Here is a 17331-nt window from a genome sequence, read left to right as displayed (position 1 = left end):
TATAATACGGAATATTGAATTCCATTATTTGTATTACGTGAAATTTTAGCACTACTTATGAACGAACAGCCACTTCTCTAACGAGTGGATTATCTACTTGTACATAAATTGCTTGCTCTAAAGGATTTGTCAGTTCATCAACATCGAAAAATCTCGTTAGCAAGTTTGCTTTGCATGCCAACTTATCCTCTTCCAACAATTCTCTTAAAAATGTAGAAGGTTCACGGTTATATGGAAGGAATGATTCAAGTACAGACCTTAATTCAGAGAGAAGAATTTCCTCCTTAATTAATCCTGCTGTACCAAAACCGTTAATAAGTCCAAACATATGATTAAAAATTAAATAGTAACGAAACCTTTCATCTACAATATAATCGTCATATAAATTTCCAGTACGTTCGCCAATACCGGCTAGTTCATTATCTAGCACTGACTTCATTGAATTGCAGAAATAAAAACCTTGATTATCACGGAAGTAAAACTTAACTGGATACCCATCTTTCAATTGAACAACACTATTTTGTTGATGCGCTTCTAATGCAACGCCATAACGTAAATACATCCATACCATCGGCTTTAAAGAGATATTCATATATCGTCTAAACCAATCTAAACTTACTTCTTCACAGCTTCTACCTTCTAAATCTGCTAAGCGGTGGATAATATTCGCTAAACGAGTTCTTTCACCTGGAATTGCATCTTGTACTAATCCAGCGATAAGCGTTGCATCATTTTCATTTTCACTATAAAAAGGATTCTCCCGAATAATTACTTCAAATCCGGACTCTTGCATACCATAATTTATTGTAATGAAGGCGGGATCACATATAAAATCAAACCCCGGAAACTTTTCTAACACTTCACCAATTTTAGTATTTAACATTTCCTTCCCTTCAGGACCACTCTCAAGTTCCTTCAATTTATTAATACGCATTGAATTCGTCACCTTTACAGGGAATGAAAATTTAAGCATGTACTTGGAATGAGGATGATATAACGTCCTAAGTGATGATGTCGCCATATAACACTTACCTACTGGACCGATATATTCAAGATCGCCTTGATTCATCCAATTTTGCACATAAGATTGATGTAATAGCCATTCTGCTTGTAGTGGATGGATTGGAATTAATGAATATTCATCTTCTTGACAGTACTTTTCAATAAATTCTTGACCTACCTTTTCATCGTTCTTTAATTCCTTTTTTATCATCGCCGTTGTGGAATCTTGTAACAATGATTTTTCACTTACTATACTTTTATGTGCCCGAAAATAGTGAAGTTGGCACTCCCCTTTTAATTCAGGAGAATACATTGAACTTTTCCAATCCAATATACCTTGTCTACTCTTTGGTGTAGGATGAGTTAAATGTCCAAATAATAAAGATTGCTCCGCCTCTATAAAAGTCGTATGGAAACCATATAATTCAGCTATATCCTGCTCCCTTCCTTGTATAAACTTCTCAATATTTTGACAACTACGAATAACTCGAAGCATAAGTTCATCAGGATTCGTACCTTCTCCATAGTTAATAGACATTTCCTTTATTAAAAACATAATAACCGTAATATAATCTGCTTTAATAACATTTTTATTTTCGCCAATTTGGTAATAAAATTGTTCTCCAAATAGATGACGGTCCGTTGATGATTTATATATAACTTCCCCATACAAAGTAACGTTTTGTGCCGATAAAGGGCAGCATAAATAAGTGGGGATAGTATCTCTTTGAAATGAATGGCAGAAAATATCCTCTATCCTTTTATCCTCCGTAATCCATTCTCCACTTCCTGTTTCTCTTAAATAACAATTTAAAAAGCTTTGTATTGTTGCATGTTCCGCGATTTGTTTCGCATGCTGCATACTGCTCCTCCTCTTTTAGACGAACACTATCATTTTTTTATAAAACTTCTGACAGTTGAATTTTATTATCAACTATGATTCTAATTGATAATGATAATCATTTCAAGATATATTTCAGAATTTTTTATCTAACTAAACTTTTCATCTTTTCAAAACGTTTAATCCATCAACAAAAAATACACCAATATAATAATTGATGTATTTTTTCATTCTTGTAAATTAAGTTTACATAATAATATTATCTTCTTCTAAATTGATAGTGATTTGTATAAACAATCCATATCTCGCCAAGCATATGCTATTTCTTCTACATTTAGTCTTTCTAAAAGTTTCGTGTCAATTTTTTCCGGATTATATTTTTCATAAAACTTTTTAGAAGGATTATTAGAAACTACCCAAACTAAAAGAGATTCCATATTATTATTTATACATTCTGACAGTAAAGCTTGAAATAATCTTTTCCCTACTTTCAAACCTTGATAATCTTGTAAAATGTAAATCGCATATAATTCCATATCACAATTATATGTACCCATTCTTTCAGTTCCACCATCGATAAATCCAATAATTTCTCCAGTTAACATCTCTGCTACAAATCTATATTGCAGATTATCTTCTTTTTGAAAAATGTTTTCCCATTGCTTTTTTCTTTGTTCAAATGTTGAATTTTCTAAAATTTCGTTAGCGAATATCCCAGTATACGTCGTTTTCCAGCTTTCCACATGCACTTTCGCTATTGCCGCAATATCAGCTTTCATTGCCTTTCTAATATGTATCTCCACCATATTCATCCCCCTTAGAAAATAATTATAGCAAAATGTTTTGTATGCATTAAAAAAAGAGTGAATTTTCATCACTCTTTTTATCTACTTTCAACTTCTACTGAAACAACATGATCGATTTCTTTTAAAGAACTATATAATTCAGTTGTATATAAATCTTCTGGAGCTAAAATGACCATTTCCAATTGCTGAGATGCCCCATTATCAATATCTTTAATTTTCACTCGTTTCACTTGCATATTTAAATTTTTAATTTGCTTAAAAATCCCGTCTAACTCTCGATGTTTGTTTACGGTAATTTTTATCGACAAGTCCTTTTGTCTCAATGAATACGGTCCTGCGATTTTCACAAGTTGAGGAAGTACATTAATCGCTAATATAATTAAAATCATGGCAACCGTCGCTTGTATATAAAACCCTGCGCCAATCGCAATACCTAGTGCTGAAGCGGCCCATACCATAGAAGCTGTCGTTAATCCTGAAATAACGTCATTATTTCTTCGTAAAATTACCCCTGCTCCAAGAAAACCGATACCACTTACAATTTGAGCAGCGAGACGCATTGGATCCATGTTTGTATGACCCGGTACAGAATAAACATTCACTGATTCAATTGAAACCATTGTAATTAAACAACTCGCTACGGAAATAACCATACTTGTTTTCACACCAAGCGGTTTATTCTTTAGCTGCCTATCTATTCCGATGAATAATCCTAAAAAGAGTGCTAAACCTAATTTGAATAAAAATTCATATGACATAATTCATTCTCCTTACTTTACAATGTTTCCCTTCGAATATTTCACTATAACTCTTTTATGATATCAATTCCAGTCTTTTCTATTCATTTAAAGTAAAAAACCGAAAAAACATTTTTGACAATGTTTCCCCGGCTTTTTATTATAATTCAGATCTTTCTTTATTTTTGTTCTTTAATTTTAATTTGTGCATCTTTATAAAATGCTAATTTATTATCATTATACTCTTTTGTATAATTGTTAAATTGTTCTTTCGCCTTTTGCGCTTCCACATTTAACTCATTAACAGTTTTAACTTTTTCACCAATTTCTTTTAACTTCGTTTCTTTTACTTTTAATTTTTCATACAGCTCTTTTTCATTCGCTAACGCCTTCGTGTAATCCTCATTCATTTTTTGGAATGCAGCATAACGGTTTTTATACGACTCTTCTACTGCTTTAGCTTGTTTTTGTAATTTCTTATCTTCAAGCTTCTCTATATTGCTTTGAACTGATTTCGTCTCCTTCTGAGCTTTCTCTAACAGTTCTTTCTCGTTTTTCAATACTTTCTCACGCTCATTTACATTTGCAGTAGCTTCCTCTATCTTCTTCGTGACTGCTTCATTATGTTCTTTACCTTCTTGTAAAATTTGAGAATATAGTTCTTGCCCTTGCTTTTCTAATTGCTCTAACTTTTTCGTATCATCAGCTAACGATTTTTCTTGTGTCGCTGCTGTTTCAAAAGCCGTATATAAATTTTCTTCTGGTTTTTCACCGAAACAACCTGATAATAATCCTACTGATAATGCTCCAACTACTGCTACTTTTCCATACTTCAACTTCAATTCCTCCAATTACATACGGTTATCGTGCCAGAAATTCACTGGGAAGTGATTCTCTTCATGGTATGCCTCAAATTCATAACCTTTTTCTTTTAGACCCTTTAAAATTGCTGGCACAGCAGCAACTGATTGCGGGTGAATGTCATGCATTAAAATGACTTCTTGCGGTTTTGTTGCACCAGCTAATACATTTTGAGCGATTTGCGCTGCCGCTGCATCAACTGGCACTTTATTGTATTTCCAGTCTAAAGAGTCAATTGTCCAGTCCCACACTTTTAAACCATCCTCAACTACTTTATTTCGGAGACCTTCATTTAAACCAGGCATCGATCCGTATGGAGGACGTGTTAATTTAGGGGCTTTCCCAATAATATTTGCGATTAAGCCTTGATCTTCTTTCATTTCATTAACATACTCGCCATTTTTATATAACTTCGCAAAATTGTGTGTCATACTATGCATTCCAACATAATGTCCTTCTGCATTTTCACGTTTTACTAAATCAGGAAACTGTTTCACATTCGCACCAATTAAAAAGAATGTCGCCTTCGCATCATGCTGTTTTAACATATTCAATAATTCAGCCGTATATTTTCCTGGCCCATCATCAAATGTAAGGTAAGCAACTTTTCTTTCCTGTCCATTAAAACGACTTGGTGCCGTTTTATTCATTTCAACTTTCGGTTGTTCACTTGCAAGCTGTATTACATTTTCTTGTTTCGCAACAGCTTTTGCTGGTGAAGTAATAGATTGAAACATGAAATACCCAATAGCTACTGCTGCAATCGCTATTAAAACGACTACTACTCGTTTAATATTAAAAGCTTTTTCCATTCTATCGATTCCCTCTCCCTATTAATCTTATATATAAATCACCCAATATAATTATACATCTATTTATTCTTATTACACTATATAAACTTTATATAAATTATAGTGGGAGTTTTATCAAAATTGTTGTTCCTGCCTCAACAAACTCTTTATTCTTTTCATACCAATTCTTGATTGCACTATGTACAACTTTCAAGAAGATTTGTTTTAACCTGTTTGATCTTCCATCAATTCAATTCGCTTTCAATTTGTAATGAGATGAATCTATTTTCTCTACTTTAGGAGTTAATTACCAATTATTCTCCTCTAGTATATCGTACAATTACACCTTTTGTTTATATAAATTTAAATGATTTGAATGTAGACTTGAAAAACCTAGTAGCTTTTCTACTAAAAAAACAAATAAAGCAATCCATTTCCATAAAAAAAGATTGGCTGAGGCCAACCTTTTTTTATACTTATTCATTTCGAGTTGGTTTTGGTGTAACACCTAAATGCTCATTTAACTTATTCGAAATATCTTTCACATTTTTTTCGTTTGGAATGTAATAATAAATACCACCAATACGTTTATCCGTTCCTTCTATTTGCATCTTTTCCATTTGCAAATCTGATCCTGCCATATTTTTCGTAATAGCAAGCATATCATCAAACGTTAAGTTTGTTTTCATATTTTTATCAACTGCATCAAGTAGAGAGCCCATTTTACTAATAGATTGAACAGACATTGCTTTTTTCGCAATTGCTTCAATTACAAGTTGTTGTCTTTGACCACGCATTGCATCACTGTCAATTTTACGCGTTCTCGCAAGTGCAAGTGCTTGTTCTCCATTTAAATGTTGGAAACCTTTTTCTAAATGAATCATACCTGCTTGATCTTTACTATCTTGTTCTGTGAAAGTAACCGGTACATCAATATCAATACCACCAATTGAATCTACAATTTGTACAAATGACTCGAAGTTAAACTTCACATAATAATCAACTGGAACATTTAAAAATCGTTCCACTGTATCTCGTGTACTTTCAACACCACCAAATACGTGTGCGTGTGTAATTTTATCTAATTTTTTTCTAGATGGAATATAAACACGTGAATCACGTGGAATACTTACTAATTTAACTGACTTATCATCTTTATTAATTGTCGCTAATAAAAGTGCATCTGTCCGAACTGCTTCGCCGTATTGGCTTTTTCTCATTTCACTTCCATCTACACCCATAATTAATATTGAAATGTTATCCTTTAAAGGTTCAACTTCTTTATCACGCTTTGATGACTTATCAATTTTTGCATACGCATCACTTACAACAGCTTTTGCTTTGTTATATATAAACGATCCATATCCTACTCCTCCAAAAATAAGTAGGAAAAATGGAATTAAAATGAACCATTTTAATGACTTTCTTTTAGAACGTTTTTTATTACTTCTCGTGTTTTGTTCTAATTCAGAGCTCATACCCATTCGCCTCTCTTTCTCTTTCCCTAGTATAATGTAAGTCTATTAATCTTCATATTGAATTTCCTTTCAATTACCTTACAATTTTGTAAGGTTACTTCATGAATCCAACATGTATTCCATTTCACATTATACTCTTGTGCTTATTTTTGGCAAGTCACTATTTATCAACTTAAAAAACCCAACACTTCGGAACATTCAGATTTACAGAATTATCATTCTGTTATTTGAGGTAGTAAGATTTTCATCTCACAATTTAGTAGGAATAAAGAGTCAAGTTTGTGCCGTAAAATTTTGATTGGTGATGACTAATAATCAGTGAGAGATAAATCCCCCACTGATTAAAGTTTCACTTTATTATTTCTCATTTGGTGTGTATATTATTTGCTTCCCATTATTATTAATTAAAGCTGACTTTGCTTTTATTTTCGTTTGTTCTATTTCCACATCATCATTAGAGAAATTCACAATGATTTTAATGTTTTTTCCATATGAAGCAGATTGTACTAACTTATCTTCTGACAAATATGCAAAGTTCGTCATTTCTTCTTTTACTGCCTTTTCATGAACTTCATTCCAAACTTTCAGATGCTCTGTAATTTCTTTTTTATGCTTATTCCACTCTACTTCATCTAAATGGTACAAAGGAGGAACATTATACAATAACTCATACAACATACGATTTCCTACCTCATCTTTTACTTTCAAACTTCCCCATTCCCAGTGATGCGTTGTAATAACGGAATCATTGTATACTAATTTATATAACGGTACCGAATATACCGGATTTAAATATACTTGTTTATATTCTTCTTTCAACGGTACTTGTTTTGCATATTTTTCAGGAACATTTTGATTTGGTGACCAATACCCACCGACATAATACGGGCTTGTTTTATTTTTCCTCATATCTTCATCGTCCCACTTAATAACTGGTGTTTCAATGCCATGAGCAAATGCAATCGTACTACTCGCAAAATCATTTCCGCCCTCTGAGCCAACTACCATACCTTTTTCTTGTGCAATATAATCCATTCGTTTTAATCGTGCTTTTAAATCTTGTTCTTGTGTCGTTACATGTTTTGTTGAATAATCATCATAAATTTCGCCCGTCGCGTCACAATCAATAAACCATGAATTATATTTAGGGCCATTTTGTAATATATCGTTCATTCGTTCTTTTACACTAGGAAGTGATAATGTCGGATTTAATTTTCGGCCTCTCCCTAAAAACCCTTGCACTTTCTCTCCATTTTTCTTCGTTACAGTACCCTCTTCATATAACGATGGATCATTAAAGGACGCTGTGTTCCAATTTTTATCACCTTTTTCATGAATGGAATGATAAGAATCATACGGACCAACTAAATATCCCATTTTCTTAGCTTCTGTAACAAAATTAGGTTGCATATATCCTTGTTCCCAGTTCGGTAGACCAATCCACGCCTTTTCTATCCCGGCCTCTTTCATTTCCTTTAGTATATCCGTTCCATCTGCATTACCCCATTTACTTACTTCTTCAACCGCATCACCGAGTACTGACTTTAGTAAATGTTTATTTAAGCTATACAGCTCTGTCTTCGATAAGTGATCTACACCTTTCTTTAATAACACACTCGCTTCCTGATCAACTTTCGGGAAAATATCCTCTTTATACAATTCCTTCATTGATAATGCTTCGTTTACATAACGTAAAATAACATTTTTTTGATACTTATCAATGAAATCTTGTTTACTTACTTGTTCAAATACATTCAGTTCCCCAGGCTCTGAACTATTCTTTTGAATAAGCTCTTTTATATGGCTAAACAGCGGACTATTTATTTGCTCCCTTAGCTTTGGCCAATTTACATTACTTTCTGATAAACCATTTTGATTCCAAAAATAAAAATGACCTGCACCGTAAAGTTTTTCAATTTCTTTATTTTTTCTTGCCTTTTCTTGTAATGTTTTAAATTCACCTTTTTCAATAATATTGTCCTTGTATAGTTTTGCGATACTTACTGCATCATTATTTGTCACATATAATTGAAAGCCATATGTTTTATTTTTATTTATACTCGGGAATTCATGTGTAAAATCAAACCCTATTTTCGGATCTGAATGAAATTTCAATTCATTATTAAACATATTATTCGCAATATATACGATCGAATATTTAGAACCATTTAATGCAAAAAACTTCATAGAAAATGATTCAGCAAATGAATATGCATCATCCTTTAAAAACTTCTTCCAATTCTCATCATTACTTGGAATTTGCTTACCTTCCCATAACGGAAGTGTATAATTTTCAGCTTGTACTTTCGGCCATGTAAAACTTTCTGCACCAGTCGATTCCACTTCAATATTTAAGTGCTCTTTTTTCTTTTCTAAGTTTACTTTTACTTTTTGATCTGGATATTCCCACGATGTGCGATCCTTGTCTTTTTTAAAATTCGACACCTTCATTTTCGGTAACGGTTGCGATGCCTGTTCCTTTACACCACCATGTTCTACAGTTAACGTGAAAGTCTCTGGATTTACATCGTAAGTAAAATCTTTATACGTCGCTTTCTTTATTTTAGACTCTTGTAAAGCATTATTACCTTTTACATCACACCCGACTAAAGTCGAAAATGACATAGTAGTAAGAAGACATATTGCTATCATTTTTTTCATCTTCTGCACCTCCACCACTGAATATACAGGAGCTTTGTTACAGGAATGTGGCAAAAAATAATAGGGCCTGCCCCAAAAGCCGAACTTTGAAATGGAGTCATGTTCTTATTGGGTAAATTTGCAACAGTACATGAAATTATATCGAACACAAATAATAAGAGAGGGCCGTCCAATTTTTTTTGGACGACCCTCTTCAAAGTGTAAAAATAAGTTCATTTTTACTAATTATGAGTTCAAACAAATCAAAATTTTAACAAGGTTCCTTAACTGAAAAAGTAACTGTATATAATATATCCTAAAACTAGCACTAAAATTAATATACCTGTACCTTTCCAATTCATACCACCTGTCCTATCAACAGGGCTACCTGATTCCGCCCTGTTGAGTCCATCATTCAAAGAACCGGTAGGATTATTTTTCAATTCACTTTGTCTCATACGCTCTCTTTTTTCTTCTGGTGACTCTTTTGAACTCATATAATCACCTCTAAAATTAATATTCATTTTATATTCTCTTTCTAAAATATTATTACTCCCAAAAAATCCTAGTTAAAATAAATTCCCCATAACTTAAAGAAAGCTAGCGATGCTAGCTTTCTTTATAATCCAATATGTTCTTCCTTATTTACAGTAATCCCTTTATGATCGATTTCAAGCTCACATACTTTCATAGCTGCAAATACTCTTGCTAATTGGTCAGCAATTTCTTGACGCTTCTCATACGGAGTTAAAATAAAAATGGATGGTCCCGCGCCACTAAGCGCTGTGCCATATGCTCCGAATTCTTTTGCACATTTACGAATTGATGGTAATAACGGTACAAGTTCTAAACGATATGGCTCGTGGAAATGATCTCTTTCCATCATTTCACCTACAACTTCCCACTTCTTTTGACATAACGCAGCTACTAATACGTTACTTATCGCACTAGCCTTAACCGCTTCATGAAACGGAAACATCTCTGGTAATACAGATCGACTTTCATCCGTATTTAGCTCTTCATTCGGAATAAGAGAAATTACGCCTAATTCCTTACTTTCAATCCTTACAACCGAAACATTCTTTCCATCCAGTGCTCCGATTACAGTTCCACCTAAAATAGAAGCAGCAACATTATCTGGATGTCCTTCAAAATTTGTAGCAATTTGGACCTTTTGATCAGTTGTTAAATGTAAATCTCCAAGTTGATTCGCAAGCTCTATTCCTGCTACAATCGCTGATGCACTACTTCCTAGCCCTCTTGTCAGCGGAATATTACTAGTAACTTCTATTATATGGGATGATAAAGAAGGACATACTTTACATGCCGTGCTAACAATTAAATTTTTATCGTCTGTTGGAATTGAATCGTCAAAAGAATGTATCACTTGCCACTTATCAGCTTCTCCCTTTACACTCACTTCTAAATATAATGACAAAGCTATCCCAACAGAATCAAATCCAGGTCCAACATTCGCTGTACTAGCAGGAACACGAACTCTTAATGGTATCACGACATAATCACCCCTTTAATATGCTCTTTAATTTGTTCTATATCATTTGACACACTTGCAATATCAAATTTATTAGAAGAAATTGCGATATCAGGATCTTTTAAACCATTTCCAGTTAAAACTGCAACAACTGTTTCGCCTTTTTTGATTTTTCCAGATTGAACATGTTTAATTACGCCCGCTAATGAAGCATTCGATCCTGGCTCTGCGAAAACTCCTTCAGTTTTTGCTAACAATCTATACGCATGTAATATTTCTTCATCTGACACCATATCTATTTCACCATTAGACTGCTCGGCTGCCTCTACTGCATACGACCAACTTGCTGGATTACCGATGCGAATCGCTGTTGCAATCGTTTCAGGTGCCTCAATGACATGTCCTTTTACAATTGCCGCCGCCCCTTCCGCTTCAAAACCGTGAATTCTTGGCTTCTTATAGCCTTTTTCTTTCTCGTATTCACAGAACCCTTTCCAATACGCTGTAATATTCCCAGCATTTCCAACAGGGATAGCTAGAACATCTGGTGTGTTTTGCAACTGGTCACAAATTTCAAATGCCGCTGTTTTTTGCCCTTCAATTCGATAAGGATTCACTGAGTTTACTAATGTAATCGGCTCTTCTGCAGCAATATTTCTTACAGCTCTAAGTGCATCATCGAAATTCCCTTCTATTGAAATGATCTCCGCTCCATAAGCAACTGCTTGCGCTAATTTCCCATGCGCAATCTTTCCTTCTGGTATTACGATAATACATTTCATTCCGAGGCGTGCCGCGTATGCGGCAGCTGATGCTGATGTATTACCTGTAGATGCACAAATGATAGCCTCTGAACCTTCTTCTTTCGCCTTTGCAACTGCCATTACCATACCACGGTCTTTAAAAGAACCCGTTGGATTCGCTCCTTCATATTTTCCGTATAACTGAATCCCTAATTGTTTTGATATATTTAATAATGGAATCAGGGGTGTATTCCCTTCCATTAAGCTGACATCAGGTGTGTTTTCATTCACCGGTAAATAAGAAGCGTACTGTTTTAATAGTCCTTTATACATATTGTTTTTCCTCCTCAATAATGTAGTAACTGTTTATTTCACTTGCGACATCTTCTATCGCTCCTAAAACTTGCTCGAATTGATATTTTGAAGTTTGATGCGTCACAACAACGACTTCTGCAAGCTCACGATTCAAAGGTAATTGAATTACCTCTTTTAAACTCACAGAATAATCGACGAAACATTCTGTTATTTTTTTAAACATTCCAGGCTCATCTCGTAATGAAATGCGCAAAAAGTATTTTGAAACTACTTCTTCATCTCCTTGTAATTCATACGGCTCCGGTTCTTTTAATACACTTTTATTTTTCGGAACTTGATTCATATTTTTAACGATTGAAATAATGTCACTTACTACAGCAGAACCAGTTGGTAACTTCCCAGCTCCAGGTCCGTAAAACATCACTTCTCCTACTGCTTGACCGTGAACATACACCGCATTAAATTCATTATTCACATTCGATAGCGGATGATGACGTGGTAATAAAGTCGGTTCTACACTTAAGTGAATGGATGATCCTTGTTTTTCAGCTTTACCAATTAATTTCATTGTAAATCCTAATTTTTCGGCCATCTCTAAATCTTCTTTTTCAACCTTTCGAATACCTCTAACTTGAACATCATCTAAAGAAACATTCATCGAAAAACCTAAGTTTGCAAGAATTGCTACCTTTCTCGCAGCGTCTAGTCCATCTACATCCGCTGTCGGATCTGATTCTGCAAACCCTAATTTTTGCGCTTCCTGTAAAGCCTCTTCATACGACCATCCATTTTGACTCATCTTTGTTAACATATAATTTGTTGTTCCATTTACGATTCCCATTATTTTTTCAATTTGATCTGAAGCTAGCCCGTCTGATAATCCTCTTAATATTGGAATCCCACCGGCTACACTCGCTTCGTAACATAGGTCACATTCATTTTTATTTGCCAGTTGCAGAAGCTCCGCACCATATACAGCCATTAAATCTTTATTTGCTGTTACGACATGTTTCTTACTTTGCAAAGCCTTCACAATATGCTCTTTCGCTTCTTCAATTCCGCCCATTACCTCTACTACAATATCAATATTTGAATCATTTAGAACTTCATCGACATTACTTGTTACTACGATTCCATCAATGCAAACATCACGTTCCTTTTCCAAATCACGTACAACGACTGTCTTTACCTTTACTTCATATCCTGTATCAAGAGTGATTTTTTTATAATGTTCTTTCAAAATATGGACAACACCACTTCCGACAGTACCTAATCCTAATACCCCAACATTAATAACGTTATTCATCTTCTAATCTCCTCCTAAATAGTTTAATTGTTACACCTGTGAATCACCTTACTCTGCTTTTTAATCATGCAGGTGGTGGTTATTTCCGTACGTACTAATCGTTTCATGTTACCGCACCTCCTTTCAAAGTAATAAAAAAACACACTCATCCCTAGGAAAGGGACGAATGTGTTTTCGTGGTTCCACCCTTGTTCCAACCTAGACTTACTTTCTTCTAGATTGCTCAAGTTCAGATAACGGCTGATACCGTCAATAATTACTAGATTACTCGTTCACTATTGAAGTTCAAAGGTGGTAAGATCATTTTTCGTGTTAGGAAGCTCACAGCCTTGTCTTCCCTCTCTGTAAACCGTAAAAATCATCTCATGTCCTTATCGTTACTTTTTCGTTCATGTCTATTTGTTAACTTATTATAGTTATCAACTTTTCAAAAAGCAAGCCTATTTTTCTTCACAATTTTTAAGAATATGAATAATTATATTTTAAAATAACAAATCATCTAATACAGATTTATTCTCTTGCACATATATTCATCACATACAAATTAGCAATATTCATAGTTAAAGTCTCACTCTAAAACGTTTAGAGTTTCATACTTCAAAACTATATTTAAAAAATAATTTTTAATACAATCTTTCCCTATAACTTTCTTCTAAAGAACGTGCAACTTCCTCTTCTGAAGCATTCACTTTCGCATGCTCCATTAACATTTTCGGTGCTGAAGGTAGCTCTGTTTTATTTAACCATGACTCTGGATCCCACATTTTTGAACGAATAAAAGCTTTTGCACAATGAATATAGCATTCTTCTATTTCAACAACAATTCCAAGTAACGGATTGCGTCCATTCGCCTGCATTTCTTTCAAAATTTCTTCATCGTTCGTAATATATGCTTTACCGTTTATTCGGAGTGTTTCCCCAAGACCCGGAATAAAAAAGATTAACCCTACGTGCGAATTTGAAATTATATTTAAAATAGAGTCTATACGACGATTACCCGGTCTTTCTGGGATGATAATTTTATTTTCATTTAATACATATACAAATCCAGGTGCGTCTCCCCTCGGCGAAGCATCACACTCTCCGAATTTATTTGCAGTAGATAATACTAGAAAAGGCGATTTAGACAGGAAATCTACACAATGGTGATCAAGTGATGAAATAACTTTTTTCAAAGCCCGTTCACTTGGTTGCCCCAATATTTGTCGTAATTCTTCCTCAGTTGAAATTATTGATTTTATTTCCTTATTCTCTATCTTCACTAATAATCACTCCTTTTTCTTTATTTTCCCAAAATTCAATACAAATATTGTATAATAAAATTTGCAGAAAGGGGAATTAAAATGACAGAGTGGTTAACAATATTTGATCCTGAAAGAAATACACTTGGAAAGAAATTACGTGATGACGTGCATCGTGACGGTGATTGGCACGAAACATTTCATTGCTGGTTTGTAGAAAAAGATGCTGAGGATATGTTCTTATATTTCCAATTACGCTCTAATAATAAAAAAGAAGCTCCGGGTATATGGGATATTACATCCGCCGGACATATTATGCATGATGAAGATGTACTAATTGGCGGTCTACGTGAAATTGAGGAAGAACTGGGTCTTTCCTTCCAAACGAATGATTTAACATACAAAGGAATCTATAAAATAGATTATGAAATTTCAAGCCTTACTGATCGTGAGTTTTGTCATATGTATTTCCACAATGTAATAAAACCACTTCCATTTGCACCAGGTGAAGAAGTAGACGATGTGATGAAAGTACATGCAACTTCTTTTCTACAACTATTAAGAAGAGAGATTTCATCTTTAACGACTAATTCTGTTTTAAACAGTAATCCGATAACGATAACATTTGAAGATATTTATCCTTATGCTCTTGAATACTATGAATTTGTTATAGTGCAAGGACAAGAATTGCTAAACAAAAATAGTTTATAAAAAAATAGGACTCCCAGCTTACTTTATTCGGGAGTCTTATTTTTTTATTGCTCAAGTATCTTTAATTTTTTCTCTACTCGTATAAATAATCGTATAATTAACAACAGCATAACAATCATAATCGCTATCATTGTATGTGGATATCTAAACAGTATACTAATAACACTTCCAATTAACATCATAATGAATCCATTTTGTTTCATCACTTCTGCACTATACTTGTTACCTGCATCCCATAATTCCTTATTTTTCATAGACCGTTTCGTACGGTAACCATATGCTGCGTTAATATCCGTCGGTGGATTTTTTTGAAGAATAAGTGCCGCAAGTATAAATATAATACCAATCAATATGCTCATTCCTATGTTTACTAGTGCATCCATCAATTATATCCCCCCTAACTTACACCTTCATTATACTATACAACTCTTAAAATCCCAATTATTAACATTTTTATTTTCTCTCTTTAGATGTCTGGAACATACTTGGAAGTGTTACAAAACGTGCCCCTTTCGTTTTTAACTGCGGAATGATTTTGTCTAGTGCATCGACAGATCCTTGCAAATGTCCACCTGGAGTCGAATGTTGAAGTATGACACTTCCTGGAAATGAATTCCCTAACACATTATTTGTAATCGTATCAGCACTTACCCCTTTCCAATCAACTGTATCAACACTCCACTGTACAATCATAAAATTTTGCTCTGTCGCCCACTTCAATTGATTTTCAAGTATTTCACCGTATGGTGGACGTATAAACTTCGGTGCATAACCAGCTAAATGATTTAATATTTCTTCCGTTTTTATAATTTGATTACGGTATTCAGCCTCATTTACTTTCGCTAAATTCGGATGATTATACGTATGGTTACCAATTACATGCCCTTCATTCGCGATACGCTTTACTACATTCGGAAACTTTTCTGCATTTTCACCAAGTAAGAAAAAAGTAGCTTTTACATTATATTGTTTTAACTTATCTAAAATTTTTGGCGTAAATACTAAATCTGGTCCATCATCAAATGTAAGAGCTACTTCCGCTTTATTGTATGGTCCTGAAAATGCATACGCATATTTTTCAACCCATGAAAAAGGTGTCCATGACCCCCGATTCTCTTCCTTCACTTTGACTTGATCATTTTGCGGAACATTTAATACATACGGCACTGCGTCTATATAGTTTCCATAATAAAATGAATGATATGGCATATAAGCATACGAAACATTTCGTTCTAGTCCCCAATGAAATGGAACGAACATTTCTGGTGCGTAAAAATAATACATGATAAAAACCTCCCTAAAATTTCATATGTGATTCATCTGTACTTTGTTAGAGAAATTCTTATTCATGAACAAAAATAAGACTGTCCGTAATTAGGACAGTCTTACTGCTTTATACAATTAATAAAGTGAAACTTTAATCAGTGGGGGTTTTACTGCCCGTTTATGCGGGATAAATCGATGTACTATCTTTCGGCAAAACTTTCACATGTTTTAAATAGCTTGTCACTTTGTCATCATCATCTTGCGGGTATTGATATCCATATGTGTTAGCAATTTCGTTCGCAACTTCCCTAAATAAATCACCCATTACAAAGAATGACTCCCATATATTTTCATATTCTGCATTTGAAAATGTCTTTCTAAATTGCTCCCACGTATCTTTTTCAACATATTGCTCGAAATGCTTACCAAACTTTCCGGTATTCACTGTAAAATTTGTTTTCATACCAATATGCCATTCTAGCATTACGATTAACATATCACGCATTGGGCCTTCAAGCATTCCTTTCGCATAAGAAAGTTCCTCGCGCCACAATCCTTTTCCTACATTTGTACTGCACCACCAAAATTCATTACAGCAATCCAAAAACTCTTTTTCTGTAGGATTTTTTATAACGTAATCTTTATCACTTGCTGGCGGAAATTCTCCAATACATTTGTCTTTATCCAGTAGTAATTTACTTAAACTATCCTGTCCAATAAATTTATTTATTAAATCAACTGGAACTAGCATTAAATCAATTCGATTCCCATCCATGAACTGCATTAAATACGGAAATTTCCCGTCTTTATCAGCTGGAAGTAACGACATTTCTTCCGGCATTTGCACAATCATTATTTCTCCAAATCTATTAATCCAACTATGATTACACGTAAAAGATTGTATATCTTTTACAACATAAATAATATCATAGTCTTGAAAACAATCTTTTTTCACATTTGGATTCACACGTGACCCATTCATGATGACAGCTCGAATTCTTTCATCCTCTTTTGCTGTATTTATAATTAAGTCTAACATTTCTTTTTCAGTTCTCATCTTCTTATAGCCTCCAAGTTTTTAATATATAATATAAAGCTATG

General features: G+C 33.9%; 16 protein-coding genes and 1 other annotated feature. Of the genes, 1 reads left to right on the top strand and 15 read right to left on the bottom strand.

Annotated features, from left to right (window positions below):
* Positions 1-55 precede the first annotated feature (55 nt).
* The 12 genes from JTF23_RS02595 to JTF23_RS02540 form a co-directional block, all read right to left on the bottom strand.
* Positions 56-1864: an IucA/IucC family protein gene (locus JTF23_RS02595; protein ID WP_002158244.1), complete on the bottom strand. Its 1809-nt coding sequence runs from the start codon at positions 1862-1864 to the stop codon at positions 56-58.
* A gap of 248 nt (positions 1865-2112) precedes the next feature.
* Complete coding sequence (locus tag JTF23_RS02590) at positions 2113-2649, bottom strand: GNAT family N-acetyltransferase (protein WP_204208022.1); 537 nt, start codon at positions 2647-2649, stop codon at positions 2113-2115.
* A gap of 77 nt (positions 2650-2726) precedes the next feature.
* Positions 2727-3407: an MgtC/SapB family protein gene (locus JTF23_RS02585; RefSeq protein WP_002158246.1), complete on the bottom strand. Its 681-nt coding sequence runs from the start codon at positions 3405-3407 to the stop codon at positions 2727-2729.
* 158 nt (positions 3408-3565) lie between these two features.
* Positions 3566-4222 (bottom strand): YkyA family protein, encoded by a 657-nt coding sequence (locus JTF23_RS02580; RefSeq protein WP_088078367.1) that lies wholly within the window; start codon positions 4220-4222, stop codon positions 3566-3568.
* Between the two features lie 15 nt (positions 4223-4237).
* Entirely contained in the window at positions 4238-5059 is an 822-nt protein-coding gene (locus JTF23_RS02575) for a peptidoglycan-N-acetylglucosamine deacetylase (RefSeq protein ID WP_002158249.1), read from the bottom strand.
* A 455-nt stretch (positions 5060-5514) separates the two neighbouring features.
* A complete protein-coding gene (locus JTF23_RS02570; protein ID WP_078173228.1) occupies positions 5515-6516 on the bottom strand; it encodes an LCP family protein in 1002 nt (333 codons plus the stop codon).
* A gap of 357 nt (positions 6517-6873) precedes the next feature.
* Positions 6874-9177, bottom strand: a complete 2304-nt coding sequence (locus tag JTF23_RS02565; RefSeq protein ID WP_204208021.1) for a glycoside hydrolase — start codon at positions 9175-9177, stop codon at positions 6874-6876.
* Positions 9178-9440: 263 nt separating this feature from the next.
* The gene (locus JTF23_RS02560) at positions 9441-9653 is read right to left on the bottom strand and encodes a DUF6366 family protein (RefSeq protein ID WP_131231300.1); all 213 of its coding nucleotides are present in this window, start codon (positions 9651-9653) and stop codon (positions 9441-9443) included.
* 122 nt (positions 9654-9775) lie between these two features.
* On the bottom strand, positions 9776-10669 hold the full coding sequence (thrB, locus tag JTF23_RS02555; protein WP_204208020.1) for a homoserine kinase: 894 nt from the start codon (positions 10667-10669) through the stop codon (positions 9776-9778).
* Positions 10666-11724, bottom strand: coding sequence for a threonine synthase (gene thrC / locus JTF23_RS02550; RefSeq protein ID WP_204208019.1), 1059 nt, complete (start codon positions 11722-11724; stop codon positions 10666-10668). The genes thrB and thrC overlap by 4 nt, the downstream gene beginning before the upstream one ends.
* A complete protein-coding gene (locus JTF23_RS02545) occupies positions 11717-13012 on the bottom strand; it encodes a homoserine dehydrogenase (RefSeq protein ID WP_002126929.1) in 1296 nt (431 codons plus the stop codon). The genes thrC and JTF23_RS02545 overlap by 8 nt, the downstream gene beginning before the upstream one ends.
* Before the next feature lie 155 nt (positions 13013-13167).
* Positions 13168-13399: a binding site (T-box leader), on the bottom strand.
* Between the two features lie 236 nt (positions 13400-13635).
* Entirely contained in the window at positions 13636-14274 is a 639-nt protein-coding gene (locus tag JTF23_RS02540; RefSeq protein WP_002012360.1) for a pyridoxamine 5'-phosphate oxidase family protein, read from the bottom strand.
* Between the two features lie 81 nt (positions 14275-14355).
* Between JTF23_RS02540 and JTF23_RS02535 the strand changes: the two genes are divergently transcribed.
* Positions 14356-14964 carry an NUDIX hydrolase gene (locus tag JTF23_RS02535; RefSeq protein ID WP_002168603.1) on the top strand — a complete coding sequence of 203 codons (609 nt, stop codon included), beginning with the start codon at positions 14356-14358 and terminating at the stop codon, positions 14962-14964.
* A 44-nt stretch (positions 14965-15008) separates the two neighbouring features.
* Here JTF23_RS02535 and JTF23_RS02530 read toward each other — a convergent pair whose 3' ends face one another.
* The 3 genes from JTF23_RS02530 to JTF23_RS02520 form a co-directional block, all read right to left on the bottom strand.
* Positions 15009-15347, bottom strand: a complete 339-nt coding sequence (locus tag JTF23_RS02530) for an SdpI family protein (protein ID WP_002012358.1) — start codon at positions 15345-15347, stop codon at positions 15009-15011.
* A gap of 70 nt (positions 15348-15417) precedes the next feature.
* Positions 15418-16248 (bottom strand): peptidoglycan-N-acetylglucosamine deacetylase, encoded by an 831-nt coding sequence (locus JTF23_RS02525; protein WP_002031366.1) that lies wholly within the window; start codon positions 16246-16248, stop codon positions 15418-15420.
* A gap of 160 nt (positions 16249-16408) precedes the next feature.
* Positions 16409-17287, bottom strand: coding sequence for an aminoglycoside 6-adenylyltransferase (locus JTF23_RS02520; RefSeq protein ID WP_002168604.1), 879 nt, complete (start codon positions 17285-17287; stop codon positions 16409-16411).
* Positions 17288-17331 lie beyond the last annotated feature (44 nt).

The organism is Bacillus sp. RIT 809 (genome assembly GCF_016892495.1).
In the GTDB taxonomy this organism is placed as follows: Bacteria; Bacillota; Bacilli; order Bacillales; family Bacillaceae_G; genus Bacillus_A; species Bacillus_A cereus_U.
The sequence above is the reverse complement of the archived record's forward strand: the minus strand, read 5'-3'. Positions and strand labels throughout refer to the sequence as shown.